Source organism: Rhodococcus sp. B7740, assembly GCF_000954115.1.
Taxonomy (GTDB): domain Bacteria; phylum Actinomycetota; class Actinomycetes; order Mycobacteriales; family Mycobacteriaceae; genus Rhodococcoides.
This window is the reverse complement of sequence record NZ_CP010797.1, coordinates 2326816-2353761: the sequence shown is the minus strand read 5'-3', so window position 1 is coordinate 2353761 and position 26946 is coordinate 2326816. Positions and strand designations below refer to the sequence as shown.

At 62.5% G+C, this 26946-nt stretch carries 24 protein-coding genes and 1 pseudogene; 10 read left to right on the top strand and 15 right to left on the bottom strand.

Annotated features, from left to right (window positions below; all coding sequences use genetic code 11):
• Window positions 1-752: 752 nt before the first annotated feature.
• From NY08_RS10730 to NY08_RS10710, 5 genes and pseudogenes are all read right to left on the bottom strand, one after another.
• Window positions 753-1419, bottom strand: a pseudogene (locus NY08_RS10730) (IS256 family transposase); the annotation flags it as partial.
• Window positions 1420-1517: 98 nt separating this feature from the next.
• Window positions 1518-2300, bottom strand: a complete 783-nt coding sequence (locus tag NY08_RS10725; RefSeq protein WP_144407346.1) for an enoyl-CoA hydratase/isomerase family protein — start codon at window positions 2298-2300, stop codon at window positions 1518-1520.
• Window positions 2301-2366: 66 nt separating this feature from the next.
• Window positions 2367-3161 carry an enoyl-CoA hydratase/isomerase family protein gene (locus NY08_RS10720; RefSeq protein WP_045196319.1) on the bottom strand — a complete coding sequence of 265 codons (795 nt, stop codon included), beginning with the start codon at window positions 3159-3161 and terminating at the stop codon, window positions 2367-2369.
• Window positions 3162-3205: 44 nt separating this feature from the next.
• Entirely contained in the window at window positions 3206-4498 is a 1293-nt protein-coding gene (locus NY08_RS10715) for an MFS transporter (RefSeq protein ID WP_045196317.1), read from the bottom strand.
• The gene (locus tag NY08_RS10710) at window positions 4495-5745 is read right to left on the bottom strand and encodes a CaiB/BaiF CoA transferase family protein (RefSeq protein ID WP_268748832.1); all 1251 of its coding nucleotides are present in this window, start codon (window positions 5743-5745) and stop codon (window positions 4495-4497) included. Before NY08_RS10710 ends, NY08_RS10715 begins: the two co-directional genes overlap by 4 nt.
• 70 nt (window positions 5746-5815) lie before the next feature.
• Here NY08_RS10710 and NY08_RS10705 point away from each other — a divergent pair, with 70 nt between their 5' ends.
• The gene (locus NY08_RS10705) at window positions 5816-6718 is read left to right on the top strand and encodes a LysR family transcriptional regulator (RefSeq protein WP_045196313.1); all 903 of its coding nucleotides are present in this window, start codon (window positions 5816-5818) and stop codon (window positions 6716-6718) included.
• Here NY08_RS10705 and NY08_RS25495 read toward each other — a convergent pair.
• Window positions 6687-7043 carry an IS3 family transposase gene (locus NY08_RS25495; protein WP_442970824.1) on the bottom strand — a complete coding sequence of 119 codons (357 nt, stop codon included), beginning with the start codon at window positions 7041-7043 and terminating at the stop codon, window positions 6687-6689. The two genes, NY08_RS10705 and NY08_RS25495, sit on opposite strands and share 32 nt — an antisense overlap.
• Here NY08_RS25495 and NY08_RS26640 point away from each other — a divergent pair.
• Window positions 6933-7298, top strand: coding sequence for an acetyl-CoA hydrolase/transferase C-terminal domain-containing protein (locus NY08_RS26640; protein WP_144407345.1), 366 nt, complete (start codon window positions 6933-6935; stop codon window positions 7296-7298). The genes NY08_RS25495 and NY08_RS26640 overlap by 111 nt on opposite strands.
• Window positions 7299-7525: 227 nt before the next feature.
• Here NY08_RS26640 and NY08_RS10690 read toward each other — a convergent pair whose 3' ends face one another.
• On the bottom strand, window positions 7526-8962 hold the full coding sequence (locus tag NY08_RS10690; protein WP_045200161.1) for a CoA transferase: 1437 nt from the start codon (window positions 8960-8962) through the stop codon (window positions 7526-7528).
• A 66-nt stretch (window positions 8963-9028) separates the two neighbouring features.
• On the opposite strand from NY08_RS10690, the gene NY08_RS10685 reads away from it, so the two are divergent.
• The 3 genes from NY08_RS10685 to NY08_RS10675 all read left to right on the top strand — a co-directional run bounded on the left by NY08_RS10685 (window position 9029) and on the right by NY08_RS10675 (window position 10485).
• Window positions 9029-9745, top strand: a complete 717-nt coding sequence (locus NY08_RS10685; protein ID WP_200893185.1) for a helix-turn-helix domain-containing protein — start codon at window positions 9029-9031, stop codon at window positions 9743-9745.
• A 246-nt stretch (window positions 9746-9991) separates the two neighbouring features.
• Window positions 9992-10237, top strand: coding sequence for a hypothetical protein (locus tag NY08_RS10680; protein ID WP_045196307.1), 246 nt, complete (start codon window positions 9992-9994; stop codon window positions 10235-10237).
• A gap of 5 nt (window positions 10238-10242) precedes the next feature.
• A complete protein-coding gene (locus tag NY08_RS10675) occupies window positions 10243-10485 on the top strand; it encodes a hypothetical protein (protein ID WP_045196306.1) in 243 nt (80 codons plus the stop codon).
• Between the two features lie 413 nt (window positions 10486-10898).
• Here NY08_RS10675 and NY08_RS10670 read toward each other — a convergent pair whose 3' ends face one another.
• Window positions 10899-12212, bottom strand: a complete 1314-nt coding sequence (locus NY08_RS10670) for a lipase family protein (RefSeq protein WP_045196304.1) — start codon at window positions 12210-12212, stop codon at window positions 10899-10901.
• The gene (locus NY08_RS10665; RefSeq protein ID WP_045196302.1) at window positions 12209-12772 is read right to left on the bottom strand and encodes a TetR/AcrR family transcriptional regulator; all 564 of its coding nucleotides are present in this window, start codon (window positions 12770-12772) and stop codon (window positions 12209-12211) included. The genes NY08_RS10670 and NY08_RS10665 overlap by 4 nt, the downstream gene beginning before the upstream one ends.
• 77 nt (window positions 12773-12849) lie before the next feature.
• Here NY08_RS10665 and NY08_RS10660 point away from each other — a divergent pair, with 77 nt between their 5' ends.
• Together NY08_RS10660 and NY08_RS10655 are read left to right on the top strand one after the other, a co-directional pair.
• Window positions 12850-13647 (top strand): SDR family NAD(P)-dependent oxidoreductase, encoded by a 798-nt coding sequence (locus NY08_RS10660; protein ID WP_045196300.1) that lies wholly within the window; start codon window positions 12850-12852, stop codon window positions 13645-13647.
• Window positions 13648-13687: 40 nt separating this feature from the next.
• Window positions 13688-14638, top strand: a complete 951-nt coding sequence (locus NY08_RS10655; protein WP_045196298.1) for an alpha/beta hydrolase — start codon at window positions 13688-13690, stop codon at window positions 14636-14638.
• A 174-nt stretch (window positions 14639-14812) separates the two neighbouring features.
• On the opposite strand, the gene NY08_RS26590 is transcribed toward NY08_RS10655, so the two are convergent.
• The 4 genes from NY08_RS26590 to NY08_RS10640 form a co-directional block, all read right to left on the bottom strand.
• Window positions 14813-14947, bottom strand: a complete 135-nt coding sequence (locus NY08_RS26590) for a hypothetical protein (RefSeq protein WP_268748831.1) — start codon at window positions 14945-14947, stop codon at window positions 14813-14815.
• An 84-nt stretch (window positions 14948-15031) separates the two neighbouring features.
• The gene (locus NY08_RS10650; protein WP_045196296.1) at window positions 15032-16450 is read right to left on the bottom strand and encodes a phytoene desaturase family protein; all 1419 of its coding nucleotides are present in this window, start codon (window positions 16448-16450) and stop codon (window positions 15032-15034) included.
• Complete coding sequence (locus tag NY08_RS10645) at window positions 16447-18189, bottom strand: DUF3556 domain-containing protein (RefSeq protein ID WP_045196294.1); 1743 nt, start codon at window positions 18187-18189, stop codon at window positions 16447-16449. Before NY08_RS10645 ends, NY08_RS10650 begins: the two co-directional genes overlap by 4 nt.
• Window positions 18190-18221: 32 nt before the next feature.
• Window positions 18222-19700: a class I adenylate-forming enzyme family protein gene (locus NY08_RS10640; RefSeq protein ID WP_045196292.1), complete on the bottom strand. Its 1479-nt coding sequence runs from the start codon at window positions 19698-19700 to the stop codon at window positions 18222-18224.
• A 170-nt stretch (window positions 19701-19870) separates the two neighbouring features.
• Between NY08_RS10640 and NY08_RS10635 the strand changes: the two genes are divergently transcribed.
• Complete coding sequence (locus NY08_RS10635) at window positions 19871-21163, top strand: PucR family transcriptional regulator (protein ID WP_052683758.1); 1293 nt, start codon at window positions 19871-19873, stop codon at window positions 21161-21163.
• A gap of 1368 nt (window positions 21164-22531) precedes the next feature.
• On the opposite strand, the gene NY08_RS10625 is transcribed toward NY08_RS10635, so the two are convergent.
• Both NY08_RS10625 and NY08_RS10615 read right to left on the bottom strand, forming a co-directional pair.
• Window positions 22532-23635 (bottom strand): membrane protein, encoded by a 1104-nt coding sequence (locus NY08_RS10625; protein ID WP_045196289.1) that lies wholly within the window; start codon window positions 23633-23635, stop codon window positions 22532-22534.
• A gap of 695 nt (window positions 23636-24330) precedes the next feature.
• Window positions 24331-25038: a TetR/AcrR family transcriptional regulator gene (locus NY08_RS10615; protein ID WP_082073763.1), complete on the bottom strand. Its 708-nt coding sequence runs from the start codon at window positions 25036-25038 to the stop codon at window positions 24331-24333.
• A gap of 264 nt (window positions 25039-25302) precedes the next feature.
• Here NY08_RS10615 and NY08_RS10610 point away from each other — a divergent pair, with 264 nt between their 5' ends.
• Together NY08_RS10610 and NY08_RS10605 are read left to right on the top strand one after the other, a co-directional pair.
• Entirely contained in the window at window positions 25303-25797 is a 495-nt protein-coding gene (locus tag NY08_RS10610; protein WP_045196285.1) for an SRPBCC family protein, read from the top strand.
• A 34-nt stretch (window positions 25798-25831) separates the two neighbouring features.
• Complete coding sequence (locus tag NY08_RS10605) at window positions 25832-26923, top strand: 2-dehydropantoate 2-reductase (protein ID WP_052683755.1); 1092 nt, start codon at window positions 25832-25834, stop codon at window positions 26921-26923.
• Window positions 26924-26946 lie beyond the last annotated feature (23 nt).

The following is a 26946-nucleotide window of genomic DNA, read 5'->3' as shown; positions in this document are numbered from 1 at the left end:
CGGGCTCGACATCCCTCGAATCGTCATCACATCTCGACCGCGCGACAATCGTTTCCGTGCGATGTCGTCGGCGGCATCGTGTCTATCGTTGGCACCTCGGCAACTGTTCGTCAGCATCATCGCCGGATGGCTAACGCTGGCCTGGAGCAGCTTTAGTCCAACAAGCCGTTGAACCGAGCAGTGGGGTTCGCCGTTGCACTTTCGACTGACTCGAGGGCGATATGGGTTCGCGACAAATGAGCCTGGTTGTCACGAGTCCGCACAGAGCGTTGGTGCGCCAGGAAGCTCTCCGTGCACCCGATACCGTGGCTGTCCGACACCGATTAGGACTGTCCGGTGTTGAAACATCGGCGGCAGTTCGGTGTCACGAGAGTGTCACAAGTCGGCACGTTCGGACATGGACTGGCCCGGACGTCGATGTACGAAAGATGTTGGTAATAAACAAATATTGAGTCCAGTGTAGTTCAGGTGAATCCACTTCTAGGGACTTAAAATCCGTCAAGTGTCGGTTCGAGTCCGACTGGGGGCACCGGAGTCCATGTGGATCCAGATTTCTGGACTAGGACAGTGCTTTCGGGTGGTAGCGTGTACTTCGCCGGCTTACTACGGATTTGAGTGGACAACCGAGACAGCGGATTTCAGATCCGCGTAAGGTCTGCTCTCTCGTCGTCGCATCTCCACATTCGTGCAGCTCGGGCCCGCTCTTCGGGTTGGTTGGTGGTCTCTGCGTGTGGCTCGCTGTCACGAGGCTGTCACAACTTGATCTGGCTGAGCTGACTAACCTCATCAACGGTCGCGGGGGTACTTTCTCTATCGTGGCCGTCTTCGCTGATCTCGATAGCGAATGCATTGAGTGCTGGCTTTCGCCTCATCGCCCATCGTGCCCGACCTTTCCCGGTGGGGTCCAGAGCACGCGTCGCCAGATATAGGCACTTGAGCGCCGCCTGCTCGGTGGGGAAGTGCCCACGAGCCCGCACCGCACGCCTGTAGCGGGCGTTGACGGACTCGATCGCGTTCGTCGAGCAGATCACCCGCCTGATCTCGACGTCGTAGTCCAGGACTACGGTACGAACTCGCTCCACGCGTTGTCCCACATCTTGACGATCGCCGGATACAGATCACCCCACTTTCCGGTGAACTCGGTGAACCATTCCTTCGCCGCCGACTCCGAAGGAGCGGTGTAGTCGGGCTTGAGATCACGTGCGATCTCATCCCGATATTTTCGGGATGCGAACCGAAAAGTGTTGCGTATCAGATAAATAATGCATGTCTGCACCACCGCCAGCTCCCACCCGGTGTTGATCGCCTCCGGCGGGCCCTTCAGCCGTCGCACACCACGATGCAGACATCGGCAACACCGCGGTTCTAGATCTCGGTGAGCACCGACAGCCAGAATTTCGCACCCTCACCTGACAGTCCCTCTCCCCGGACGGCACGAGCCGTTGGGGAACAATCGTGTCGGGTCGTGTTCCACGCGTGGTGAAACATCTCGATCTCGGTGACCACGCAGAACCTCGTCATCGGGCTTGCCACTGAGGGGACCGTTTGGTGAGCATGGCGTCGAGGCCTTCTGTTCGGTCCGCGCTGGTGTATGGATTGGGTATTCCCCGGATGCGCATCGCGGCCGAAAGGGGAAGGTCCGCTCCCGCCGCGATTACTTGTTTGTAACGTCTGACGGTCAGAGGTGCATTCGATGCGATTGTCCGGCACATATTTTCGGCTTTCGCGCGGACGTCGGTGTCGACGAGCTGATTCGCGAGTCCCCAGGTGTGCGCGGTGTCAGCGTCGATGGTTCTCCCGGTGTAGAGCATTTCGAATGCCAGTCCCCGTGGGATGAGCCGCGGCAGGATGTGGCTCGCGAAGTTCGCGCCCATGCCGACCTTGGCTTCGGGTAGTCCCATCCTCGCGTCGGCGGCAAGGATTCTGATGTCGGAGGCGAGGGCGAGTTCGCAACCGGCACCGAGGGCGAGTCCGGTCACGGCGGCAACGGTGGGCTTCGCGCATTCGGTCATCACCTCGAACAGGTTGCGTCGGGGTCCTCCCATGGGCATCGCGGCCAGTCGGTCCTGTGCGTCGGCGTTTTTCAACTCCTTGACGTCGATTCCTGCGCAGAATGCTCTGGTTCCCGCCGCGGTGAGGAGTACCACCAGTACATCGGGGTCCCGATCGACGCGGTCGTAGAGGTCGGTCAGGGCGTCGATCATCTCGAAGGTGAGGGTGTTCAACGCCGAGGGGCGGTTGAGCGTGATGGTGGCGATATTGTCGTGGACGTCGAGGTCCAGGCCGTCGGGCAGGGGCACGTTGAGGCTTTCTGTCGGGCGTTGATACACGGCCAGGCACGCCGCGGACCGTGTTCGGGATTTGTGTCATCTTCCTTCGAAGACGGGGGAACGTTTGTCGGTGCGAGCAGCGAGCGCCTCAACCGAGTCCGAGGTCGCCATCGCAACCGCCTGGTGTGAGGCGATCAGATCGAGTGCTGCGCGAAGGTCGCCGCTATCGGACTGTCGCACTGCGGTTTTGATCATCTGAATTGCGGCGGGTGGTTGGGCGGCGAGTTGCTGGGCGAAGGTGTGGAGGCGGGTGTCGAAGTCGTCGGCCGAGCAGACTTCGTCAACGATTCCCCAGTTCAACGCATGCTCGGCGGTGACCGTCTCCCCGGTCCACAGCAGACGCAGTGCTCGGGAGCTGCCGATCAGGCGGGGTAAGTAGAAGCATCCGCCGTCACCGGGAACGAGCCCGACACGGATGTATCCCTCGGACAATCGAGCTCGGTCCGAGGCGATGCGATAGTCGCACATCAGCGCCATGTCCATGCCCGCCCCGATTGCGGGTCCGTGGATCCCTGCGATCAGGGGTTTGGTCAGATCGTCGACCGCGCGAGCGACCTGGTGGACGTGCTCGCTCATCAATTTGCGGGTGCTCAGCGGCGATCGATCCAGTTCGCTGAGATCTCCGAGGTCAGCGCCGGCGCAGAACGCGTCGCCGGCACCGCGCACGACGACCACACGGACATGATCGTTCAATTGAAAATCCCGAAGAGCGGCTGCCCATGTGTGGAGCATGGGTGTGGTGAAGGCATTTTTGCGGGTCGGGCGGTTGAGGGTGATGGTGCCGATGTAGCCGTCGACGTCGATATTCAAGTCGTTCTCGGTGGAAGGCATGGGGTGGTGCATCCGTTCGCAGATCGGTGGGGTGTCGAGACCGGTTACCGGGGAAGTGCGCTGTGCGCTGTCTCCGGCGTACGGGCCAGGACGAGCAGTGCGAGCAGGTTGAGCACGACCAGGTAAATGGGGAACAGGATCGGTTGGCCGATGCTGTGCAGAGCTGTGCCGATGGTGGGTACAGTGCCGCCGAAGACGGCAGTAGCGACGGAGATTGCGGTGCCGGTCGCCAGCACGCGTACCCGGGCGGGGAACATTTCCCCGATCACGGCTCCCGATACCGACATCAGGCACGAGGTGATCAACATTCCGGCGCACTGGATGAGCAGCAATCGCACGGCGCTCGACGAAATGGTGATGAACAGTGGGACGGTGAGCGCGGCGTTGCCGATAGTGAACACGAAAATCATCGGTCGCCGACCGATTTTGTCCGACAAAGCGCCCAGGGGGATCTGTATGACACCGTAGAAGCAGAAGGCGACCGTGGAGACCAGCACCGCGCTTTCCTTGTCGACTCCGGCGGTCACTACTGCCCAGGTCGGTATGAACGTGGTCCATGTGTAGAACATGGCCGCGGTGATAGAGCAGAGCACGAATGCGCGTCGAAGTGAGGGGCCGTGGTTCTTCGCCAACTCGCGGAACGGTGTGGTCGGTACGGTCGGCTCCTCGGAGCGCTCGTAGGTCTCTTCGGCGTGGCGGCGAATCCACCAGGCGACTACTGCGCCGGCCGCACCGATGAGGAAGGGTACGCGCCACGCCCAGTCCCCCGTCGTGTCATTGCCGACCACGTGCACCAAAGCGGTGATGAGCGCAAGGCAGAAGACTTTGCCGACGCTGGAGCTGACATAGGTGAAGCTGGTGTAGAGCCCCCGTCGATGAGATGGGGCCGACTCCATCAAGAAGGCGCTGGCGGTCGCCAATTCGCCGCCCGTGGAGAAGCCCTGGATGAGCCGGGCCAGCACCAGGACGATCGGAGCGAGCATCCCGACCTGTCCGTACGTGGGCGCTACGCCGATGAGAAGACTACCGGCACCCATCAAGGCGACGGAGAGGGTCAACGCGGTCTTACGCCCATGCTTGTCGGCTATCCGGCCCAACACGACTCCGCCGACGGGTCGAGCGAGGAACCCGACTGCGAACACGGCGAAGGTGCTCAGCAGTGGGACCATCGAGCCGTCCTCACCGGGGAAGAACTGGTGGGCAAAATAGATCGCAAGGAAGGAGTACGCGCTCCAGTCGAAGTATTCGACGAGGTGGCCGACGGTCCCGGTCACCAACTGTCGGCGGCGGTTGAGAGTCGGTGTCGATGTGGCGGACGTCGACGTTGTGCTGTTCATAGCTGCTCCAAAGTGTTTCGGCGCTCGGTGAAACCGATCTCGTCGAGGATTGCGTCGGTGTCTTGACCCAGTTGTGGACAGTGACGGCGCAGACTCGGTGGTGTGGCGGAGTATCGACTCGGGTGTGCCACGACGCGATAGGGGCCCTCGGTCGGATGTTGCGCAGTGGTCACCAAGTCGCCGTCTCGGGCGTAGTCGCTTTCGGCGCTCTCGGACAGGCTGTAGACCGGGTGCGCAGGAATGCTGGCTCGGTTGCATACATGCTGCCAATGCGATGTGCTGAATCGCGGTGTGAGGGACCGCATTCGCGAGTAGAGATCATCCGAGTTGGCCACTCGACCGGCCATGGTGACAAAGCGTGGGTCGGCTGCGCCGACCTCGTCCCCGGCGAGTGAGAAGAAGTCGCGCCAATTCTTGTCGCTGTAGGGCAGGATGCACATCAAGCCGTCGGCGGTTCGGCAAGCCTTCCGCTCTCTACTGAGTACACGTTGGTAGCCGAAACCGTTCTCGTCCGACGGCGAAAGCGACGCACCGGCCAGGTGCTCGACCAAATTGAACGCGATCATGGTGTCCGCCATGGGAACCTCGACGTGCTGACCGGAGCCGCTTATACCGCGGTGGTGCAATGCGGCCAGCACGGCCTGCACCATCATCAAACCGCATACCTTGTCGGCGATGACGGTGGGAACGAAGTACGGCTGTCCTGTAACTTGTTCGTTCAGCCAGACTGCGCCGCTGGCCGCTTGAATGATGTCGTCGTACGCGGCATTGTTGCGCAATGCGGAATCACTACGAAATCCCTGGGCACTGACGTAGATCAATCGAGGGTTACTCGAATGGAGATCCTCCCATCCCAGGGCCAGGCGGTCGAGCCCGGCGGGTCGGACGTTGGTGATGAACGCGTCCGCGCTCTTCAGCAGCGCCAGAAATGCGTCCCGCCCTGCCTCGGTTTTGAGATCGAGGGCGATGCTGCGCTTGTTGCGATTGAGGTTGAGGGTGGGTCCTGCCATACCAGGGTGGCGTTTGGGGTCGAATTGTCGCGTCGGATCACCGCTGGGGGCTTCGACTTTGATGACATCTGCGCCCAGATCGCCTAGTTGCTGACCGGCGTAAGGGCCCATGATCACCGTCGCCAGCTCGATGACCCTTATCCCGGCGAGGGGGCCGGTGGCATCTCTTGCAACCGGAGGGTGAGATGAGCCAGGTGCCGGGCGGGTGTGCGGCGTCTCAACATTGCAGTGTTTCACATCACAATGAAAGCTGTTTCACGATGCGTAGTCCAATATCAATTAAGGCCCAATTGATACCGTAAGAAGTATGGACTATTCACGCCGGTTGCTTGAGCAGTTCGTTGTTCTCGCCGAGGAACGGCACTTCACCAGGGCAGCTGCACGGCTGTGCATGGCGCAACCTCCTCTGACTCAGGCTATGCAGCGACTGGAACGAAGCTTGGGTGTGCGCTTACTGGAACGCAGCACTCGCCAGGTCACCCTGACTGCGGCTGGTGAAGCGTTCGCGGTCGACGCGCGGCGTCTGATCGATGCACATCGCGCCGCGGAGCAACGCGCCATGCGGATAGCCGACGGAAGCGAGGGAACGTTGCGTATCGGTTTCATCAGTGGGGTGTCTTACGCTGCGTTGCCTCGTCTGATCGGCGAAATCCGTGCCACCTTGCCCGCGGTCCGCGTTCATCTTCACCAAAGGACTTCTGCCGAGCTGGCGACGATGGTGCAGGACGGCCGTCTCGACATTGCTTTGGTGCGAGCACCGTTGATGAACTCCGACGGACTCATCACCCAGTTGCTCGAGGACGAACCGTTGATATGCGCGCTTCCGATAGACCATGAGTTGGCCGAGACGAGTCGGATCGATTTGTCGGACTTGCGGAATGAGGTTTTCGCATTGCCCTCGGCCAGCGAACTTCCCGGCCTCGCCGAGCTGATCTACAGCTGCTGTCGAGCAGAGCGTTTCGAACCGATCGACGGTGGTCGCGCCGACAGTCTGCCCGGCCTGGTCAGCCTTGTAGGGTCCGGTGCGTGTGTCTGTCTGGTGCCGCAGGAGATGCAATCGGTTGTTTTTCCCACTATCGCCTACCGGCCGTTGTCCAGCGGTGGTGCACGTCTGCAGACCCTGCTCGTCACCAGCGAGCTCGGTACAGATCCGGTCGTCACCCGCACCATCGAAATGATCAACGCGCGTGATCCCGTACAGCACGACTGAAAGTGGAATCTATCGCAGCGGACACGGCAATGGCCCGGTCACTGCACTGGACCCCCTGGGTTTGACCGTTAATGAAAATCGTAGGCCGCGAGGGCATGCGCTCGGCTCTGACCGGGCGCAGGCCATCGAGGCGCAGCGAGATGTGGTCGTTGTTGAACCAATCGACATCCTCGATCGCGGTGTGCAAGGCGTCGAGGTCGGAGTATCGGGTGTGATGAAACATCTCTTCTTTGAGGTGACCGACGAAGTTCTCGATAATCGGGCACAGCGAGCAATCGTCCCGAAGCTCTTGGGTCCGGTCACCAGAACGCGCAACGACGTCCACTGGGTCGCCACCGAATACGGAACCGTCGATCTCAAGGGACTGTCGTCCACGCAACGCGCACAGTCGCTGATCGCCCTGGCGCACCACGACTTTCGGGGACGAACTCACCGAAGCTGCACGCGCTCGACATCTCATCTGACCCATCGACTCCGAACGAGAGGCCACCCATGCAGATCGAATCCCTCGACCACCTCGTCATCGCCGCTGCAGATCCGGACGCGACCGTCCGCTCCTACCCACAGCTACTCGGCATGACCGGACACACCTTCGGCTCAGGCCGAATAGCGCTACTGGCTAGGCACATACGCACTCTGAATCGGTCGTCGACACCCGTTCGGTGCCGACAAGTGTCTGATCGGCAATACTGCCGAGCCGCTGCGACGACGCGGAGCGGTACCAACAGCTGATGTCGGTTCGGGCAGCGCACATGAAGGCAGGGGCCAGGCATATCCACGAAGCGGGCCAGAGGGTGTCGATGAAGCTCACCACGACAGGTTCGAACTGCCGAGCAGACTCGGCACTCCCCAACGCGGGGTGGGTGCAGCGCTGAAGGTGAGTGGTAGCGCGGGTTCGACGATTTCCCCGAACGGCGAACCGACGCGGACCATGTCGACCTCGGGGTGGTCCGGGCGCGGTAGATCCGCTATCTCGGCGGGGTCGAACAATCCTTGATCCTGTACCCACATGCAGACTTGAGCGAGGTCGATCCGCACTCGCCAGGATCCGCCGTGCACAGCCCGCCTTCGTAGCGCCGCCACGATTCCCGCCGCACCCAGGTACGCGGCGAGGTAGTCGTTGAGCAGGTAGGTCGGCGGTAGCGACGGCGGCCCTGCCATCCCTTCGGTCAGGGCGAATCCGGTTGATGAGCAGGCCAATTGGTCGAACCCACCGCGGTCTGCCCACGGTCCGTCGGCACCCCAGCAGTGATACTCACACACGATGATTCCAGGGTGTGCAGCTGCGAGAGTGTCCGCGTCGTACCCACGCCGTTCCATCCCCCTATAACTGGAGACAAAGACGTCCGACGCCGCGCACAGATCGCGAAACCGGCGGTCCTGCTGTGGGTCTCGCAAGTCGGCGAATGCGTTGCGCTTACCGCCACCCGTCATGGCCACCATGATGTTGGGATCGGGGTAGTCCGGTCGTGATACGTGCAGCACGTCGGCTCCGAACGCGGCCAGCAGACGGGTGGATACGGGCCCGGCGATCACGTGGGTCAGATCGACCACCCGCAGGCCACCGAGCGGTGCCGCCGAGTCCGCCACCGTGACTGGTTGCCGCGCGCTGGCCGCGATGGGTGCAATTTCGATGACGTCACGCCCGAGCAGGTGTCGGCCTGGCTCGCTCGCACGCCATTCCTCGGCGCTGCGGACCACCGCGCATACACCGCCGGCCGCGCACACTGCATTCTCGAGCGCGAACGCATCCCAATGGGATACCGCCTCGGCGATACGGTCGGGAAACGGAGGGCAGTTGAGCACATCACACACCGCGTCGCGAAGCCCGGCGTAGGTGGTAATGAGGAAGATCCACCGCCCCTCGCGGCAACGATAGAAGTCGTTGTTGCCCAGCGCCCGCGGGTCTTCGGTCATGTGGGTCGGTGAGACACCGGAAATGGTGGAAATGTAGGTCGCGCGCAGTTGATCGATCGCGTCCCGCGCACGGACGGTCACCGTCTGCGGGTCGCCACCAGCGTCCTCGGCCACACCCGCAATCTGCAGTCCGAATGCAGCGATTGCGGCGGATGTCGCATCCGCCAGCCGATGGGGAGACGGGACCAGCGGGTCGGATCCGACGATCGTGGCGCTCGACCGAATCGGTGGAGCGCCGATGTCGAGGACACGAGTGATGCCGGCGAGGATGGCGTGGGTTGCCGTACGGGGGGTGCAGTGCTGCGCGGTTTCGGTCGATGTAGTCATGACATCGAGGATCGTCGTCGCCGTCGATGTCGACATGCCGTTACGGATATCCGTAATGTGATGTGCGTGAGCACAGCGGGGCATCGCACATTGTTACGTACCGACCGGATCCTCGATCACGTGGCGCGCTGCGGCGAGCCGCCGACGTTGTCGGCCATCGCGCGCGCAATCGACGCACCGGTGAGTTCGACTCAAGACCTCGTGCAGGAACTGTGTGCACTCGGGTATCTGCAAATATCCGGCAAGCAGTATCACCTGGGTCTGCGACCGCACGTGCTGAGCGTCATCGCGGGCACCGCAACGGCGATCGGTATTGACCACAGCGAGCTGCAACGTCTGAGTCGGGTGGCCCGAGCCCCCGTGGCAATCGCAGTCCTTGTCGGGCACGCGGTCTTCTACCTCGACCACGCAGGTCCACGCGCCCCTGAGCACACCCAGGCCGTGGCCGACGACCATCGACCCCGCCCGCCGCTACGCACCGCCGCGGGGCGGCTGCTGCTGCTCGCCACTGCCGACGAACCCGCACGGGTCCGAATTCTCACAGCGCTCCGCAGCAGCGACCCCCAAGGGATCGAACACTTCAGTGCCGAGTTTCCCACGATCAGACGCGACCGCATCGCCCGCAGCGACGGACTTGCCGATCCCGACATCACCGCAATAGCGATACCCGCCAGCGAAGGTGCCGGCGCGTTCGTCCTCACCGCCCCTCGCGCACCCCGACGAGGCCGAGTTCCGGCGCTCGAGGCCGCAGCGCTTCGACTCAAACGCGAGTGCACCCGATGAACGCCAGCCGGAGCTAATTGGGCCGCCATCACCGCAATCTCCCGTCGAATACCGTTTAACACCAACAGATGCAGGCCGGCACGGCGTTCCTCCCAATCGCAATAGCGCGCGTCGCCTCGGCACCAATTTTTGGACTCGCACTGGCGCGTCGAGCCGACGGCACGCCAGATCAGCCGACCTAGACCCACCGTGCGGAGCCTCCCATTTCCTATGGAATGGAGCTGAGCAAATGAATAAACGGCGGTCATGACCGACACTGGACATATGACAAAAGCCGGGCGCACCATTGGTGAGAAGGTCCATGTTCAATGCGACAACGGCATGGTCGTTGGAACGATTGTCGAAGACTTCGCCGACTCGCTGATTGCCGGCGATCGACTGGGGCGGAACTGGGCGCAACCGCATCGATGGGCGATCGCCCTCGATACGGGCGTTCTGGTGTTCGTCGACGACAACGACCTCGGCGACAGCGACACTGCCGCGGAGCGGTGACAACAATGGCATTGAGGAAGTCGGGTGATGCCTTGGTGGATTTTGCCGTGATGTGGGAGCCGTTCGGCGGAGCACCGCCCGAGGACGTCTTCGTCGAATTCGGTCTACCTGTGGCCGAATACAAGCGCCGACTGTTCGTCCGATTGACCGATCCGGACCGCGCCAGGATGCTCGACCCTGCACTCCGCAAACGGCTCATCGACTACTCCGAGCGCACGACCGGTCCCACCCAGCGACCTCGTAGATAGGTCATCATCTTTCCGCAGCGGGCTTCCCGCAGGTAGGTGCTGCAACCCGGTGGGGAGTGTGGATCACCTCGTCGGCGCCAGCACCGGGCGAGTGCTGACATTTCGCCGATTGGTTCCTTTTCTTACCGTCGACGTGAGCCACAGAGCCGCATGAGCCTGCGGCGGTGGCGATGAAAGCCTCGTCACCCGACGACTCCGGTGAGGGCATGAGCCCCGAATGATCGATTGCATGTCTCGCGGCGCGAACCAGACCCGCGACGACGACCGAGTGCGCGCGTCAAGATCTCGCGACGGCGCGGTAGCCATCGAATGGGGACCCCGAACGCGGCGAGGTTGCGTGACCCGAGCCGATCGACCGGATTGATTCGATCACGGCCCTGACCGAGTGGATCCGGTCGTGATGTGTTTGTGTGTCACCCGATTCGGCCGGTGAATGCGCGTCCAGTGGATACCGCGAGTCCGAGCAATCCGCGCAACCCCGGCAATGATCCGGCCAATGACCACACGGTGTTCGTCGACGATTCGTCGGTCGGTTTGCCCGCGAAGCGATCCGAGAGCCAATCCAGAGTGACGGGGGCTGCGATCGGGTGCAGCGACAGGTGTTCGCTGAGACGATCGCGGATGTAGGTGACGTTCGCTCCCGCAGCGCGATACCGGCGTACTTGCCCGTCCACGTCGTCGACGTCGATCATCGGATCATGCACCGCCTGCACCACGAGAAGCGGAAACTCGGGTGCCGACTTGCCGGGCTGAATATCCTGAAAAATCTGCACCATCTCGGGTGTCGCCAGGAGGTCTGCCATCGGGATATCGAGGTGCCGCTCCAGATCGTGCATCACCATGGACGCGACGGCGTGCACTGTCGTCTTGCGGTGCAGGGATGAGAGGGTTTCGAGCCCGGCAGCAGCGACGTGTTCGCGAACGAGGCGGTCGAGTACGGGGTAGGTGCGACGGAGGCCTTCCACCACCATCGCGGGCAGCGCCGCGAAGATCGTGCCGTTGAGGCGGGAGAATGCAGATCCGGGGTCGCCGACGGGCGATCCGAGTGCTGCGCCGACGATGTCGAGTTCAGGGGCGTAGCCGGCCGCAGCCTCGGCGGCCCATGACGTCGCCAATCCGCCGCCCGAGTACCCCCACAGCGCGACAGGGGTGGTGGCTGTGAGGTCGAGCGGCTCGAAAGACAGTGCCGCGCGGACGCCGTCGAGTGTGCAGTAACCGGGCTCGATCGGTGCTCCCCACAGCCCGTCCATGCCCTCGTGATCGGGAAGGGACAGAACCCATCCGCGGCGCAGTGCGTACAGGATGATCATGAACTCGAACTGCGGTACGGAGCCGACGGCTCGAGCGCCCGCCCGCAGAACGTAGGACGGGAAACACCGATCCGACACGGCGTCGATCGCGCACTGATAGGACAGCAGTGCTCGCTCCGGTCGCGCTCGGCCCCCGACGGGAAGAACCACCGTCGTGACCGCGACACGCGCTGCCCCGTCGAGGCTGGTGGTCCGGTACAGAAGTTGCCACGCCGACACCTTCTGCCGAATGACACCGAACAACGCGAGGGTCACCGCGCGGGACCGCAACACGGTTCCCGGCTCCGTGCGCTCGAAACCGGCAGGGGCCCGATAGAACGGGTCCATGCTGGGAATCGCGATGATCGATTCCGAGTCGGCGTGGTCGGCTGCGACTCGCGGACGACCGGTCGAAGCGGTATCGGGTTCGGTACTCATAGTGGGTTACTTCCTGATGAGGGTGCGATGGTGTCGACGAGTTGCTCGATGACTGCTCGGGAGACTTCGGGCGACGCTGCGTGAGTCAGCAATCCCTCGACGACGAACGTACCGATGCGGAGCATGGCATCGGCCGCCTCTCCGGACAGTCCTGCAGCCGCGATATCGGCGGCGAACAGCGATTCCGCGAAGGCATGAAACCCGTTGTGCCACTGATCGATGGCCTCGGACTCGGTCACCCGATCGTGCACGGTGGAGACCAGTGGGCCGACTCTGCGGAGCCGCTCCACCAGCCAGTACAGCCGGTCGGCCAGTGGTAGATCGACGATCTGGAGGTAATCCGTGGCGTCCTCGGCGGCGATGGCTGTCAGAACAGCGACCAGGATGTCGTCCTTGTCTCCGAAGTACCAGTACAGCGTGTTCGCAGTGACGCCTGCTGCTTTCGCCAGACGGCTGATCGAGGTGCGATCGAAGCCGTCGGATACGAACATTTCGCGGGCGGCGACCACGATGTCCTCGCGCTTGCTCTCCCGGTCGTGAAGTCCGCGATTCCTGGGCATACGACCAACCATATCTTGAATGGTCTTCAAGACCCTGCTACCGTCCTTGAATACCGTTCAAGAGTGGAGGCCCGTCGATGGCGAAGACCGGAAGAACCGCGCTGATCACCGGAGCATCAGCGGGCATAGGCGCGGCATTTGCTCGACACCTCGCCGCCGAGGGACACGACCTCGTTCTCGTCGCGCGACGCGAGGACCGGCTCACCGCCCTGGCGGACGAGCTGTCGTCTCGGCACGATGTGCGATGCGACGTCGTGCCCGCGGATCTCGCCGATCGCTCGGCACCCCGGGCAATTTTCGATCGGACGACATCCCTCGGCGTCGACGTCGACATCCTCGTCAACAACGCCGGCATGTCGGGGAACTCCACCTTCGCAGATGCTCCGTTCGACGCGCACGCCGCGGAGATACAGGTGATGATCACTGCCGTCACCGAACTCGCTCATCTCATGGTGCCCGGCATGAAAGAACGCGGATACGGCCGAATCGTGAATCTGTCGTCGTTGGCGGCATTGCTTCCCCCTGGTGCAAGTCTGCTGTACACCGGAATCAAGTCCTATGTGCTCGACATGTCGCAAGCACTCGACATGGAGTTGCGCCCGCACGGCATCCACGTGACTGCGCTCTGCCCCGGTTTCACCCACAGTGAGTTCCACGACGTGATGGGAACCCGAGATGCAGCGACCTCCAAGCTGCCCGCTCTGCTGTGGCAGAGCCCCGAGGACGTCGTCCGAGAAGGGTGGCGGGCCGTGAACAACGGCACGCCGGTGTGCGTGCCCGGGCTGGTCAACAAGGTGACTGCTGCTGCAGCGAAGCCGATTCCGACTCGCATCGGCTACTACCTCGGCAAAACCCTCAATCCTTTCAAGTCGTGAGATCCGATCACCACCCTGCTACAGAACGAGAGACCAACGCGTGACCACCGACGAACACTCCGGCTTCACCCGTACCGAGACGTCGTTCGTGTCGGACGGAGTTCGTTGCGCGGCAACGGTCTTTCGTCCCGCTGCGTCCGTCGACAGACCACGGCCGGCGATCGTGATGGCGCATGGATTCGGTACTCCTCGGGCGGTGCGCCTCTACGCCTACGCCGAGCGTTTCGTCGAGGCGGGCTACGTGGTCTGCGTCTTCGACTATCGGTACTTCGGGGACAGTGACGGCGAACCGCGCCAGTTGTTGGACGTGGGTTCGCAGCTTGCCGATTGGCGACACGCGGTCGACTTCGCTCGCTCTCTCGACGGCGTCGACGAGAACCGAATCGTCGGGTGGGGGACGTCGTTCGCCGGCGGTCACGTACTCACGTTGGCGGGCAACGGCGTTGGGTTCGCAGCGGTCATCGCGCAGGTGCCCCACATCGACGGCATCGCCGCCGTTCGCGCCACCGGGTTGAGGCAGGCGTTGCGGCTGGCACCGGCCGCCATCACCGACAGCGTCCGCGCTGTGCTCGGGCGGTCGCCGCGCTACGTCGACAGTGTCGGGCTACCGGGTGCACGCGCTGTGATGGTCTCACCCGACGCGATGACTGGGCGTGACCGCTTGGTCCTCGAGTCGGGCCTGAAGGACGGCGAATACCCCGAGACCGTGGCGGCGCGGATACTGTTGAAGATCTGGCGGTATTCCCCGGGCCGCACGATGTCGGCGATCGACTGCCCGACGCTGGTGCAGATCGCGTCCGAGGATGCCGTCACCCCGGCGTCGGTCGCGCAACGCGCCGCGGCGAAAGTGCGCAAAGCCACGGTACGCACCTATTCGGGCGGTCACTTCGATCCGTACGTCGAACCCATGTTCACCTCGGTCATCGCCGATCAGCTTTCGTTCCTGGCCGAGAACGTGCCTCTCACGTTGCGGGCGGTCCCTCCAGCCTGATCGTGCGGCTTCGCTACGGCGATCGTGCTCGGAGGCCGATACCGTCCTCGACGATCCTGCGCGTCCCGAAAGCTGTTGACTGCCGGTGCATTCGGGGAGCCACCGCGCCAAAGCCTCGAGTTCGTCGACGAGACGTCGATGAACAACCTCGGCGGTGCGACCCACCTGCGCCCTCTAGTCGGCTCGTCGCCTGTGAGCTCTGTGTTCGAGAGCGTCGGTGATCTTCCCGATCACGTGAACCACACCGGGAATCAGAATCGGGGACAGCATGAAGAGCAGGAGCAGGGTCAACTGGCCGTACACATTCATGTTCGGACTCCGCCGCGGGTTGTGGTGGACAGGGCATCGGGTTCCGACCCGACCGGTCGAGGCCACCGGGGCGGGGCGGGCGTTCTAGCGACTTCTCGATCGACGCAGCGCGACCTGCGCTGCGTTGTATCCGCCCATTCCGTGGACGCCTCCTCCCGGAGGTGTAGCTGCCGAACAGATGTAGACGCCATCGATGCCTGTCCAATACGGGTCGATGCTGATGCGTGGGCGCAACGCCACCTGGCCGGGGTCGTTGGAGCCGGTGACGATGTCGCCTCCGACGTAGTTGGGGTTGTAGGTGGGCATCTGGGTTGTCGATCGAACAGCGCGGCCCACGATGCGTTTGCGGAATCCGGGTGCGAAACGTTCGATCTGGTCGATGATCACCTCGCTGGCATCACCGGTGTAGCCGTGGGGGACGTGGGCGTAGGTCCAGATCGGGTGAACATTTCCCCGAGAGCGGCTCGGGTCGGCCAAATACTGCTGGCCGAGCAGAACGAACGGCCGTCGCGGCATGATGCCTCGGTGGACATCGCGTTCGGCAGCTGCCACCTCCTCGAATGTTCCACCGAGGTGTACTGTTCCGGCGCGCCGGGCGTTCTCGTTGGTCCATGGAATTCCGTCGTCGACGGCGAGGTCCAGTTTGAAGGCTCCTGGCCCGTAACGCCATCGACGGTAGGGCCGGGCCACTCGCTTGGGCAGCGCGTCGCCGGCGATGTCGGCGATCGCGGTCGGTGACAGATCGAGCATCACGATGTCGCTCGGTGGAATCTGTTGAAGACGAGTCACTCTGACGCCGGTCTCGATCTTTCCGCCGTATTCGGTCAGTATCGAGACCATCGCGTCGCTGATCGCTCGGGAGCCGCCCTCGGCCACCGGCCACCCGTATTTGTGTCCCGCAGCGATCATCATCACCCCGACAGCGGAGGTGGTCGGCCGCGTCAGTGGATACAGTGCGTGGGCCGCGACACCGGAGAACGCCGCGCGTGCCTCCGGCGTCTTGAACCGCCGAGCGGTCAGCGACGCCGGTGCCAGCGCATTGATGCCGAATTTGGTCAACGTGATGGGGTGACGGGGCACGTGCAGGAGCGGCCGGAAGAAGTCGGTGGTCAAATCGTCGAATCGGTCCGACAGGGGTCCGAAGAACCGCTGCCAGGCAGCGCCGTCGATGCCGAGTCCGGCCGCGGTGTCCGCGACGGATCGGTGGATCACCCCGGCGCGGCCGTTGTCCAGGGGTTGCACCGCAGCGATCTCCGGATGTTTCCACGTCAATCCGTGGGCGGCGAGGTTCAGGCTGTTGAAGAACGGCGACGCTGCACCCACCGGGTGCACCGCAGAGCAGTCGTCGTGCAGCACACCCGGCAAGGTGAGTTCGGAGGTTCTGGTACCGCCGCCGACCTTGTCGGCCATTTCCAGGACGGTCACCTCGACTCCGGCCATCGCCAGGGTCACCGCCGCGGCGAGCCCGTTCGGCCCGGATCCGACGACGGTCGCTGTCGTCACTGTCGACCCACTGTGTCGGGCCGTGCGGTGACGGTGACCGGAATGAACCCGGTCTCGTCGAGCCAGGACTGGCGGGTGATCATGTCCGCCACTGCAACCGTCCCTTCCTCGATGAGACCGGTTGCGGCGTCGACGATTCGGTAGCTTTGGGTTGCTCGGTGCATCGGTTGTCCTTCGATCATGACCACTCGGATGTCGCCGTCGGCGAACTGGCACCTGCGGTGCAAGGCCTCGAGCATCTGGTGATTGTGCAGGTGCCCTTCGCCGAAATTCCAGCCCAGCACTGCCCCGGCGATGAACTCGCCCTCCCGGATGACGTAGTCCTCGCGATTGTCGACAGCACGCGAGATCAGGCCCATGTGTGCCCGGCCGTGACTGTGCATGGACCGCCAGGCACTGAACTTCTGCATCATGAACTCGGCAGTGTCTTCGTCGTAGAGCTTGAGCAGCTGAAATTTCGTCATCGGTGCCGATTTGGTGATCTCTGCCTGCAGTCGTTCTTCGATGCCGGGCCGCATGATCCAGGTGTTGGTGGCCCAGTTCCCCGCGTAGTACCGCATTCCCATGAGGAACGAGATCCACTGCGGCTTGGTACCTCCGACGACGATGCCCGCGATCAGTGCTACGACGATCACGTACGGCCACACGGTGGTGGCGTTCCACAGCGAGTATTCGCTGCCGGTGTAGTTGCCGAAGAGGAACCACGCTGCCCCGATGACGAACAGGTTCCATTCCAGCGGTACCCCGGCCGGGAAGGTCGACAGGATGAACAGGTGGAAGATCGTCATCCCGATCAGCACCACGGTCGTCAGCGTCGAATTCATCGAGAAGATCAGGATGGCCGGCAGAACGTATTCGATCACCGTTCCTTGGTGCGCAGCGAATTTCGCGAACGTCGACGGACGCATGTCGTCGGGGAAGTTGCGGTACAGCTTTCGTTTGAGCCACGTGCTCGGCAGCAGCGGACTGTTGGAAATCATCACTGCCACCACGAAGGGGAAGTGATGATTCAGCTTGGATGTCGCTGCACCCCACCAGATTGCGAGCATGACGAGCTTGAGCGCGATGATCATGTCGACGAAGGGGAACAAGAAGGCGACGATCATCACGAAGTACTGGTCGGAGCGAGCCGCGAGAAAGATGGTCTTGTCTCGTAACCCGACGACGACCAATGCGATGATCACAGCGATCGGAAACACCGGGTCGAGCATCCCGGCTGCACCTGTTCCACCGGGGACGCCGTCGGAGACCAGACCCCAGATCAGTGCTCCGAGAAGCACCACGTATGCGGCGACATCGGCGATGGTGCGGGTGTCGCCGTTGGTGAGGGGGACCTTGTTCGGCCACGGTGCCAGCCGCACCGTCCCTGGCCGTAGCCAGTAGGTGAACCCGCCGACCGGGGGAAAGAAGCGCATGGTCAACGGCCCCGAGCCGCACCCGAATCCCAGCACCTCGAACAGGACGGTGAACAGCACGAACTTCTGGAAAACGATCGGCTCGGTCCACCACGACCCGATCTCGGACAGGGTACCCAGTTGTGGTGTCGACGACGAGATGATCCACAGGGGGATCGTGACGTACGCGATCATCTTGACGACGTAGAACAGATACGCGCCGGCAGGTGTGCCGAAACCGTGCTCGCCCCAATGCTGGACCTGCAGCTTCAGTCGCTCGAGCTGCGGCAGACGCCGCCAGTGTCCGAGGTCGATGTCGGGCAGGGTCGGAGACAACAGGCCCATCGTGGTCCTTTCCGGAGAAGTCGAACGGTGATTTACGTGGTGGGGACGGGCGCGGCCAGTCGCTGACGCAGCGAGGGCTTGTCGATCTTCCCGACCGGATTCTTGGGCACCTCGTCGACGACGATGATGTCGACGGGCCACTTGTATTTGGAGAGCGACTCTTTCACGTGAGCGTCGATCTCGGCTTCGGTGACGTTGGAGTCGGCGGTGAGCGAGACGAACAGCACCGGCTCCTCGCCCCTCGTCTCGTGCGGTTGCCCGACCACCGCTGCTTCGTAGACGCCCGCCAGTTGGTAGACGATGTTCTCGATTTCTTTGGGGTAGATGTTCTCGCCGTTACGGATGATCATGTCTTTGGCGCGGTCGACCAGCGTCAGGTATCCGTCCTCGTCGATTCGGCCGATGTCGCCGGTACGCAACCAGCCGTCCTGAACGGTCGCCGCCGTCTCGTCGGGTCGTCCGAGGTAGCCGCGCATCACGTTGGCTCCCTTCACGAGAACCTCTCCGGGTCGGCCGTCGTCGATGGTGGCACCGTTCTCATCGACGACACGAATGCGCTGGCCGGGTAGAGGGAGGCCGACGGTGCCCGGCTTGCGGGTGCCGTTGAGCGGGTTGACCGTGGAGGCGCAAGTGCCCTCGGACAGTCCGTAGCCTTCGACCACCGGTACGCCGAACCTGGCCTCGAAGGCAGCCAGCAGCGCCGGGCTCGCCGGTGCCGCTCCGCAGACGGCGTACCGCAGAGAGCTGGTATCGGGCGTGACCGTCTCCGGGAGGTGCGTGAGCACTGCGAAGATGGCCGGCACACCCGAGAAGAACGTCGGCCGGGCAGCTTCGACACGGTCGAAGAAACTCGATGGGTCGAACCGGCCGGCGATCGTTGCACGTCCTCCGGCGGCGAGGGGCGAAAGGATGCTGACGACAATGCCGTTGACGTGGAACAGCGGGAGGATCAGCAGGCTGTGCACCTCGGCGTCGAGGGTGAAAGCCTCGATGGACATGGCCGTCATGGCACTGAGGTTGGCGTGGTCGAGCATGACTCCCTTGGGCTTTCCCGTCGTACCACTGGTGTAGATCAGCAGGGCGAGATCGCCTGGGGTGGTCTGGACCGGGTCGTCGGTGTGCCGAGCCGCGTCCGGTTGTTCTGTCAGTTCGGTCAACCGCGCGATATCGTCGGGCGTCTTGGACGCCAGTTCCGGAGCGGTGACGACCAGAGCTGCTGCGCAATCGTCGAGCTGAAATCCGATTTCCCGCGCGGTCAACGACGGATTCACCGGTGTTGCCGCTGCGCCCAGACGCCACGCAGCGAACAGGGCGACGACGAACTCGACCTGGTTCGGCAGCATGATCGCAACGACGTCTCCGCGCGAGATGCCGTGACCCGACAGCACCGACGCAGCGGTGCGCACAGCGTCCCGGAACTCCGCATTGGTCAGGGCGACTCTGTCGTCGGCGAGCGCAGGCGCGCTCGGGGCCGCTCCGTCACGAAGATCAGGCAGGTCGGGAAGGTGCATGTGAAGTCCTTTGTGTCGCGATGAACGTTCGACCCACGCTAGGACCGCATTGTGACCCAGGCCATATCCTGCGGTGATGAACTTTGATGCCCGGGTTGTCTCGCGAAGACAAACGATGAATCAGAAAGAGCGGCCGAACCAGGGCTGGAGGGCCGTATATCGTCGATATCGTGCGCTTGCCATTCCATGATGCCGGTACCACCACGTCCGTCGATGCTGTTGTCGCGACCGTCATCGCCGAGATGAGTGCGCACCTTGTCGAGGAGTCACGAAACATCCGTCAAGTCCTGGAGCGGGAAATAGCAGAGCTGGGCACCGGCAGCCAGTTGGCCGAACTGCTCGGTGCAAGCATCGAGGGCAACGTCGACACCGTCTTTCACGTTCTGCAACACGGCATCACCGCAGACCACCTCCACGCACCCTCCGCTGCGATGGAGTACGCCCGCAGACTCGCACAGAACGGCATCCCGGTGACTGCCCTGGTGCGTGCATACCGGCTCGGGCAGACAACTCTGTTGGATCGAGTGTTCGCCAGAATTCAGGCGTCTTCGATCGATCCTGTGGTCGGACTGCAGGTGTCGCACCGAATACTCTCGATCAGCTCCGTGTACATCGACTGGATCTCGGAACGAGTCGTGACCGCGTACCAGGTCGAGCACGAACGGTGGCTCGCCAACCGGAACAACGTCCGAGCAACACGAATACGGGAGCTGTTGTCGACCGGTGAACGGTCGGACGAGAGCCGCCTCACCCGCCAGATCGGATACGAACTCGCACAACACCATTGCGCAGCAATCGTGTGGATGAGGGAGCTGGATGCCGATCGGGACGCTCTGCCGGAGCTGGAACGCGTGGCCAGGCAAATGTGCGAGACGGTCGAAGGTCGCCCGAATCCGTTGTTCGTAGCCGCCGACAGGCTGAGCGCCTGGGTGTGGATTCCGCTCGGCCACAAACCGGACCGGCTGGCCATCGACGCCGTCCGCAACGGCCTCGAGCCCGTCGACCTCGGCGATGTCCGCGTCGCCTTGGGGACATCACAATACGGCAGTGCGGGTTTCAGAAGCTCACACCTGCAGGCGCAGCGCACCCTGTCGATTGCACGACTCGGCGACGATGCCCGCCGGACCATCACCTACTACGGGGACCCAGGTCTGGCCATGAGCTCGATCGTCGGTTCCGACATCGCTCGTGCCCACGAATGGATCAGGGCAACCCTCGGGCGTTTGGCCGACAACACCGAAGCCGCACAACGACTTCGAGAGACACTGCGCGCATACTTCGACTGCAGATCCAGTCACAAAGCCACCGCGCTCGCTCTGCATTTGCACTACAACACCGTCAAGTACCGGGTCAAGAGCGCCGAGCAAATGTTGGGCCGCCCCATCAGCGCGGACAGGTTCGACATCGAACAGGCTCTGGTACTTCAGTCTTGGTTGGGCGACGACGCACTACATTCGTCCTGACTCTTCGTCAAGGCGCGCCGATCACCATGAGGACTCAGTCATGGCGGTGAGGATTGGGTAATCCTGCGCCCATCCGCACTGCAAGACGACCCACCTATCGGTGCGTCGGCTTAGGGCCTGCAGAATTCTGTGAAACGCTCACCCGGGCAGACACGGCTGACATGATGACTCCACCACGGATAAGTGCCTGAGCCACCAGATAGCTGTTTCGTCAACATGCATTGACGGTGCGGTTACTGTCGTTTCCGCACGATGTCGTGGACGCTTTCGTGTCTGTTGCCGATCTTGGTAGTTTTTCGGCATCGCCGGCATCGCCGGCATCATCGCGGCAGCGAACTCCCGGCCTCGAGCTGGGTGGCGTCACTGCGTATCACTGCGACGGCCATCTCGTCCGGCTCCGTTAATCCAAGATGGACCAAGCAGGCAGCCGGTCAGCCGGTCAGCGAAATCCCGGTCGTACAACGACAGTGACGAAACTTGCCTGCTCGACGCCGAAGTGCGGTGGGGTCACATAGATGCACTTGCCTACCGACTCCAGGGCGATGTCGGCTTGCGACGAATGAGTCTCGTTGTCACGAGTCCGCACAGAGTGCCGATGCGGGCTGGCGCGCTCGTCCACCCGAAACCATAGTCGTCCGCGGCTGATCACGACTGTCCGGTGCCGGAGCACCGGAGGTAGCTCGGTGTCACGAGAGTGTCACAAGTCGGTACGGTCGTGCATGGACCGGTTAAGACGGTGATGTACGAAAAGTGTTGCAAATAAACAAATATCGAGTCCAAAGTAGTCCAGGTGAATCCACTTCCAGGGACTTAAAATCCGCACAGTGTCGGTTCGAGTCCGACTGGGGGCACCAGAGTCCATATGGATCCAGAATCTTGGCCCGGGACAGCGGTTTTTGGGTGGTTCCGTGGACCTCAGTGGCCGACCATGGATCTGAGTGGACAACGGAGGCAGCGGATTCAGATCCGCGCGGAAGCCTTCTTCATTCGGCACCGAATTTTGGCATACGTGCAGTTCAGGGCTGGTTTATGTGTTCAATCGTCGTCTTCGCGTGAGGCTCGATGTCACGAGGCTGTCACAACTTGATCTGACAGACCTCGTCGACACCTGCGACATCTCGGGCCGGTCATAGAAGCGGTTGTATCGAAACAGGTTTCGCATGTATGTCGGCCCAAGTGCCCAAGAGCTACGCCCTGACGAAGCATTCTCGAAAGTTGCCCACTTGAATTGCATTTTGCGGCAGTTCTGTCAACTCAGCAAGACGGTGCGGTAGTGCCGTTCGCGGCGTGAATGCGGCCCGGGCTAGGTGATGCTTGTGTATCGCGTCGGGCGTTACCTGCAGTACAGCCAAGGTCGCCGATGGACTGTCATTGCGCCTTGGTCGAGCGTTTCTGTGTCTGCTCGATGCGTTGTCGTTGCCGGATCCCGTAGGCGGCGTCGGTGACGGCGGTGTCGTCCTCGAGTCCTGAACCGAGTGCACCGCCGAGGGTGGCGATCGATGCCAGCAGCCAGGCGAGCGTGAGGTAGTCGGAAAAGCTCACCGCATGGCCGAGCGTGCTGGACAGCAGCGGAGGGGGTAACGCGATCGACGCGGTGAGCAGAAGCAACCCGAACAAGGCCACGTGGAGAACGAGGACACCGATGACCAGGGTGACGACGGTGGCGGTGTTGTACAGCACGGATCGCTCGCGCTCGTTCGGCGATGTGGGCCGCTCCCACAACTGGTGATCGAGGACCAGCCACAGAACCATGGCCGTGATCGACAGCGAGGTTGCTGCGCTCATGCGCCATGGACCCATCGTGTCGGCGAACTGCCAGATCGTGTTCGTCGCCAAGGCGAACGCACCGGTGGCGAATGCGCCGACAAGTACCTTCGACAGCCCGGTGACCAGCCGCCACGGCCGGTTCGCACGCACCATGCCCGACAGCAACCGCAGCCGTCGCAGACCCCGGGGAGCGAAATATCGCGTACCGCTGTCGATCTGCTGGGAGGGAAATCGCCGCTGCGCACCGGCCGGCGCGAGTGTCGGTTCACCGAGGACGAACGCGATCGCGAGTTCGGCGACGGCACGCACCCGGTCCTCGATGCGAATCCCGCCGACGGCGGCGATGGAGACGAGCGCGAACAGATGTGCGGCGCTGACGTCGGCGACCACCGGCACGGTGTCGTCGCGCCGCGGTAGATCAGTGAGGTAGACGACGACATCGTCGTTCTCCGAAGACGGTTCGACTGCGTCGATGGCGTCTGCGAAGTCGGCCTGCTCATCGGAGAGGTACGGCTCGCTGCGCACGGACACAGTCCATCGGCGCTCGTTGCGGTCTCGGTGTCGCAGGCGTTCCGGCAGCTTTTTTGCGAGCTTGTGAGCGAGAGCAGTGGGTTTGCCGGGGTCGGCGATCAGCAGGACCGAGACCGCCTCGGCAATTTCAGGTGGTCCTGCTCGTGGCCCTTGATCGTGTTCGTTACCCGACATCGTGTGAGCGTACGCGCGTCTACCGGCTGAGGGTGCGGAACTGCAGCAGGCGGCACACAGAGCCCGCGGGACACTGCCGTGTCCATGAATTCGATTGTTGCTCAAAGGTATTGGAGACGGTATCGGCGCATCCGGTATCGACTGGATATCTACGCGCAGCGCGGTTTACAGGTCATCGTGATGCCACACCACCGCTTGTATCCATTGCATATACAAGCGCGCTGGAGGTTGCCGTGGTCAGTAAGCCGGAACTGTAATCTCATACTCCGGAATCGACGGTGACCAAATGCGAGATTCTCGCCCCCACCCTCCTCTAGGTCTTCGTCGACCTGAGCCAGTACGGCTTCGCCCTCGAACATCTCGTCGGTTTGCACGAGTAGACGTCATCGAAGGTGAACGGCATCGCCGAGTCTATGGTCGGCACCGTGACCCAGCATCTGATCGAGCGACATGGTCCAGGATGGCTTCCTGACTCAGGGGAGATAGCCCGAACGACCGAAATGCTGGAGAAGATGCGCAGCTTGGCGATGGAGTCTGCGCAAGCCGAGCTGCCAGAGTGCTCGACACTGTGCAAGCTCGTGCTCTCGGTGACTATCTTGCGAGAACGCTGAGGATGGGAACCCGATCACCACGTATGAGTCGTGCTGGTTCGCAGTCGCGGCTGACCTGACCGACGATCGGCCTCTTGGCGGGCGCTATTTGCGTCGGTCAGCGGCCATGTTTATTGCTTGCTCGGTATGCCCTTGTTGCAGAAGGTATCCGAGGAACATTGCACTGAGTGCGTCGTTGAGTTCGGCGGTCTGTACTTGTTGACGATCGGATGCCATCGAATGCAATGAGTATCCGTCGACCAGCGCTACGAATGAGCGTGCAATCGGCTCGGGCGATGGGGCTCCGGCTATTCGGAGCGTGGTGGCGGCGAGCGCCTCGAATGATCCGAGCATGTCGGTGACGAGATCGCGCATGGACGGCTCGCGAGCCGCGTAGAGGTAGGACTCGAACATTGCCAGGATCTGCGCTCGGTCGGATAGTCGATTGTCGGCCACTGTCTGGTTGACGAGTGCGCCGGGTACCGATGAGTCGGCGGACTGCTCGACGCGGGTGTGGAGTTCCTCGACACGACGTGCGGTGAAAGTTCGGATCGCTTCGGTGGTCAGGTCGTCGATGGAATCGAAGAAGTAGCTGACGGTGGCCAGTGGCACGCCCGCGGCTTCTGTGACCGCGCGGTGGGTTACGCCTGCGACGCCGTGTGCGGCTATCACATCGATGGCGGCTCGCAGCAGTGCTTCTCGGCGAGCTTGTCCAGCCGAACGGTGGCGACGTTGTGTACGTGCTGCGCCCTGTGCGGGAGCAGGGTCTTCGCGATGAGTGGAGGGCACCACCACATGGTAGGTCGCGGACATGGCTGGAACCGTCGATCGGTGACGACGAAGAGGGCTCGAGAGTCCATTGTCTGGAAATTATTCTTGACTTTGAGTTGATGGGTCTGCATGCTGGTCGAAGTAAAGGGCACCGCCTGTCTGTCTCGGGACAGACCACTCTCTGCGGATCGGTTGTACGCGGTCTGAGCTGCGGTCCGATGCTGTTTGTCCACATGTTCCACCGCAGAGTTCGTCCAGAGACGGACTCATCTCGAGAAATTCACCTAGCGCACGAGGAGCGCGAACATGACGACTGATCTGCGTTGGCCCGGCAAAGCTGCGGACGAGGAGTTCTTGGCCGACGGGCTTGGACTCATCGACGTCTCAGTGCCTTTGAGAGCTTCGGCCGAGGCAGTGTGGGAGGCGTTCGCCGATCTGCACGGATCTGTGTTTTTTCCCGGTTTTCGCGAGGAGCACTCAGCGCCGGTGCCGGGTAGAGAAGGGACCGTGCGCAGGTTGTCTACGCCGGGCGGGGTCATGAAGTTCGACGAGTATTACTTCTTGTGGGACGATCTCACGCGGCGTAGGGCCTTCTATGTCGCCGGGTACAGCCGACGGCCCATTCTCTCGACCGTGATCGCCGAGGAACATCGCGTGGTAAGAGACGGTTCGGGCTCGGTGCTTCACTGGCGTTTCGTTGTCGAGCCCACACCATTTCTTCGGTTGCTGTCCCTAGTCGTGACTCCTGTGTTGTCAGCACTGTTGCGTCGCCGGTTCTCTGCACGACTCGATGCATTGTGATCGAACGTTGCCGCCTTCCCGGAGGTTTGCCTCGATGAGAGTCGCTGTGTTGGGTGCCGGAAGCATCGGCTGCTATCTCGGAGGTCGACTGCAGGCAGCTGGTCATGATGTCGTGTTGATAGGACGTGCGAAGCTCGCCCGCGAATGCGCCGAACACGGTCTGACATTGTCGAGCCTTCACGGTGATTCGGTCGTGATCGAGCCCTCCGCGTGCACGGTCGAAACCAGCGCCGACGCGGCTGCAGGTGCCGACATTGCATTGATAGCAACCAAATCCGGTGCAACCGCAGCTGCCGCTGCCAGCCTTGGAAGGGCCGAGCGTTCTGTGCCGACGATAGTCAGTGCCCAGAATGGAATTCGTAACGCTGGCTTGATCGCTCAGCAGCTGCATTCGTCGACGGTGATTCCCGCCATGATTCCGTTCAATGTCGTGAAGACAGCGCCGGGGTGTTACCACCAAGCAAGCCGTGGGAGCATCGCGCTCGCAGCCGGGTACCCCGAACTTGTCACGCTGTTCACCTCGGCAGGCATACGCGCGGTTGCGCACCCGGACATGCCTGCTCTCCAGTGGGGAAAACTGGTGCTCAACCTCAACAACGCCGTCAATGGCCTGTCCGGCTTGCCACTTCGAGAGCAACTGAGTCGACGACCGTATCGACGAGTCCTTGCTGCAGCGCAGAGAGAAGCATTACATCTTCTGCGCGCAGCCGGGCAGCCATTCGACAGCCCGATATCGGCACCCCTGGCTGTGTTGCCCCTTGCGCTAGAGGCACCCACCCGTATCTTTCTCAAGATCTCCGCAGAGGCGGTCGCCATCGATTCCCATGCGCGGTCCTCACTGTTCGACGATCTACACGCTGGTCGATCCACCGAAATCGACTACATCAACGGCGAAATAGTGGCACTGGCCAAAAGCCTGGGACGACGCGCGCCGGTCAACGAAACACTGGTTCGGCTGGTTCATCTCGCCGAACGCACCGGCCGCACATGGTCGGGCCCCGAGCTGCTCGCAGAGATGGATGCAGCTCGGCGCGGGCGACCGCCGGGAAGCCGTTGGACACTCGGCTCCAGACCTCACCTGCGCCGTCCTACGCGCTCCACCACCGACATCGGCCCAACGCGCTGACCCGTAGTCGACGATCGAATGCC

Bases quoted from the DNA above. Each gene is read 5' to 3' on its own strand.
- NY08_RS10690 (WP_045200161.1), bottom strand. From the start codon at position 8,962: ATGACTACATCGACCGAAACCGCGCAGCACTGCACCCCCCGTACGGCA.
- NY08_RS10670 (WP_045196304.1), bottom strand. From the start codon at position 12,212: ATGAGTACCGAACCCGATACCGCTTCGACCGGTCGTCCGCGAGTCGCA.
- NY08_RS10615 (WP_082073763.1), bottom strand. From the start codon at position 25,038: ATGTCCGCGACCTACCATGTGGTGGTGCCCTCCACTCATCGCGAAGAC.
- NY08_RS26590 (WP_268748831.1), bottom strand. From the start codon at position 14,947: ATGAATGTGTACGGCCAGTTGACCCTGCTCCTGCTCTTCATGCTGTCC.
- NY08_RS10645 (WP_045196294.1), bottom strand. From the start codon at position 18,189: ATGGGCCTGTTGTCTCCGACCCTGCCCGACATCGACCTCGGACACTGG.
- NY08_RS10680 (WP_045196307.1), top strand. From the start codon at position 9,992: ATGACCGACACTGGACATATGACAAAAGCCGGGCGCACCATTGGTGAG.
- NY08_RS10715 (WP_045196317.1), bottom strand. From the start codon at position 4,498: ATGAACAGCACAACGTCGACGTCCGCCACATCGACACCGACTCTCAAC.
- NY08_RS10675 (WP_045196306.1), top strand. From the start codon at position 10,243: ATGGCATTGAGGAAGTCGGGTGATGCCTTGGTGGATTTTGCCGTGATG.
- NY08_RS10625 (WP_045196289.1), bottom strand. From the start codon at position 23,635: ATGTCGGGTAACGAACACGATCAAGGGCCACGAGCAGGACCACCTGAA.
- NY08_RS10640 (WP_045196292.1), bottom strand. From the start codon at position 19,700: ATGCACCTTCCCGACCTGCCTGATCTTCGTGACGGAGCGGCCCCGAGC.
- NY08_RS10720 (WP_045196319.1), bottom strand. From the start codon at position 3,161: ATGCCTTCCACCGAGAACGACTTGAATATCGACGTCGACGGCTACATC.
- NY08_RS10610 (WP_045196285.1), top strand. From the start codon at position 25,303: ATGACGACTGATCTGCGTTGGCCCGGCAAAGCTGCGGACGAGGAGTTC.
- NY08_RS26640 (WP_144407345.1), top strand. From the start codon at position 6,933: ATGAAACATCTCTTCTTTGAGGTGACCGACGAAGTTCTCGATAATCGG.
- NY08_RS10665 (WP_045196302.1), bottom strand. From the start codon at position 12,772: ATGCCCAGGAATCGCGGACTTCACGACCGGGAGAGCAAGCGCGAGGAC.
- NY08_RS10605 (WP_052683755.1), top strand. From the start codon at position 25,832: ATGAGAGTCGCTGTGTTGGGTGCCGGAAGCATCGGCTGCTATCTCGGA.
- NY08_RS10660 (WP_045196300.1), top strand. From the start codon at position 12,850: ATGGCGAAGACCGGAAGAACCGCGCTGATCACCGGAGCATCAGCGGGC.
- NY08_RS10705 (WP_045196313.1), top strand. From the start codon at position 5,816: ATGGACTATTCACGCCGGTTGCTTGAGCAGTTCGTTGTTCTCGCCGAG.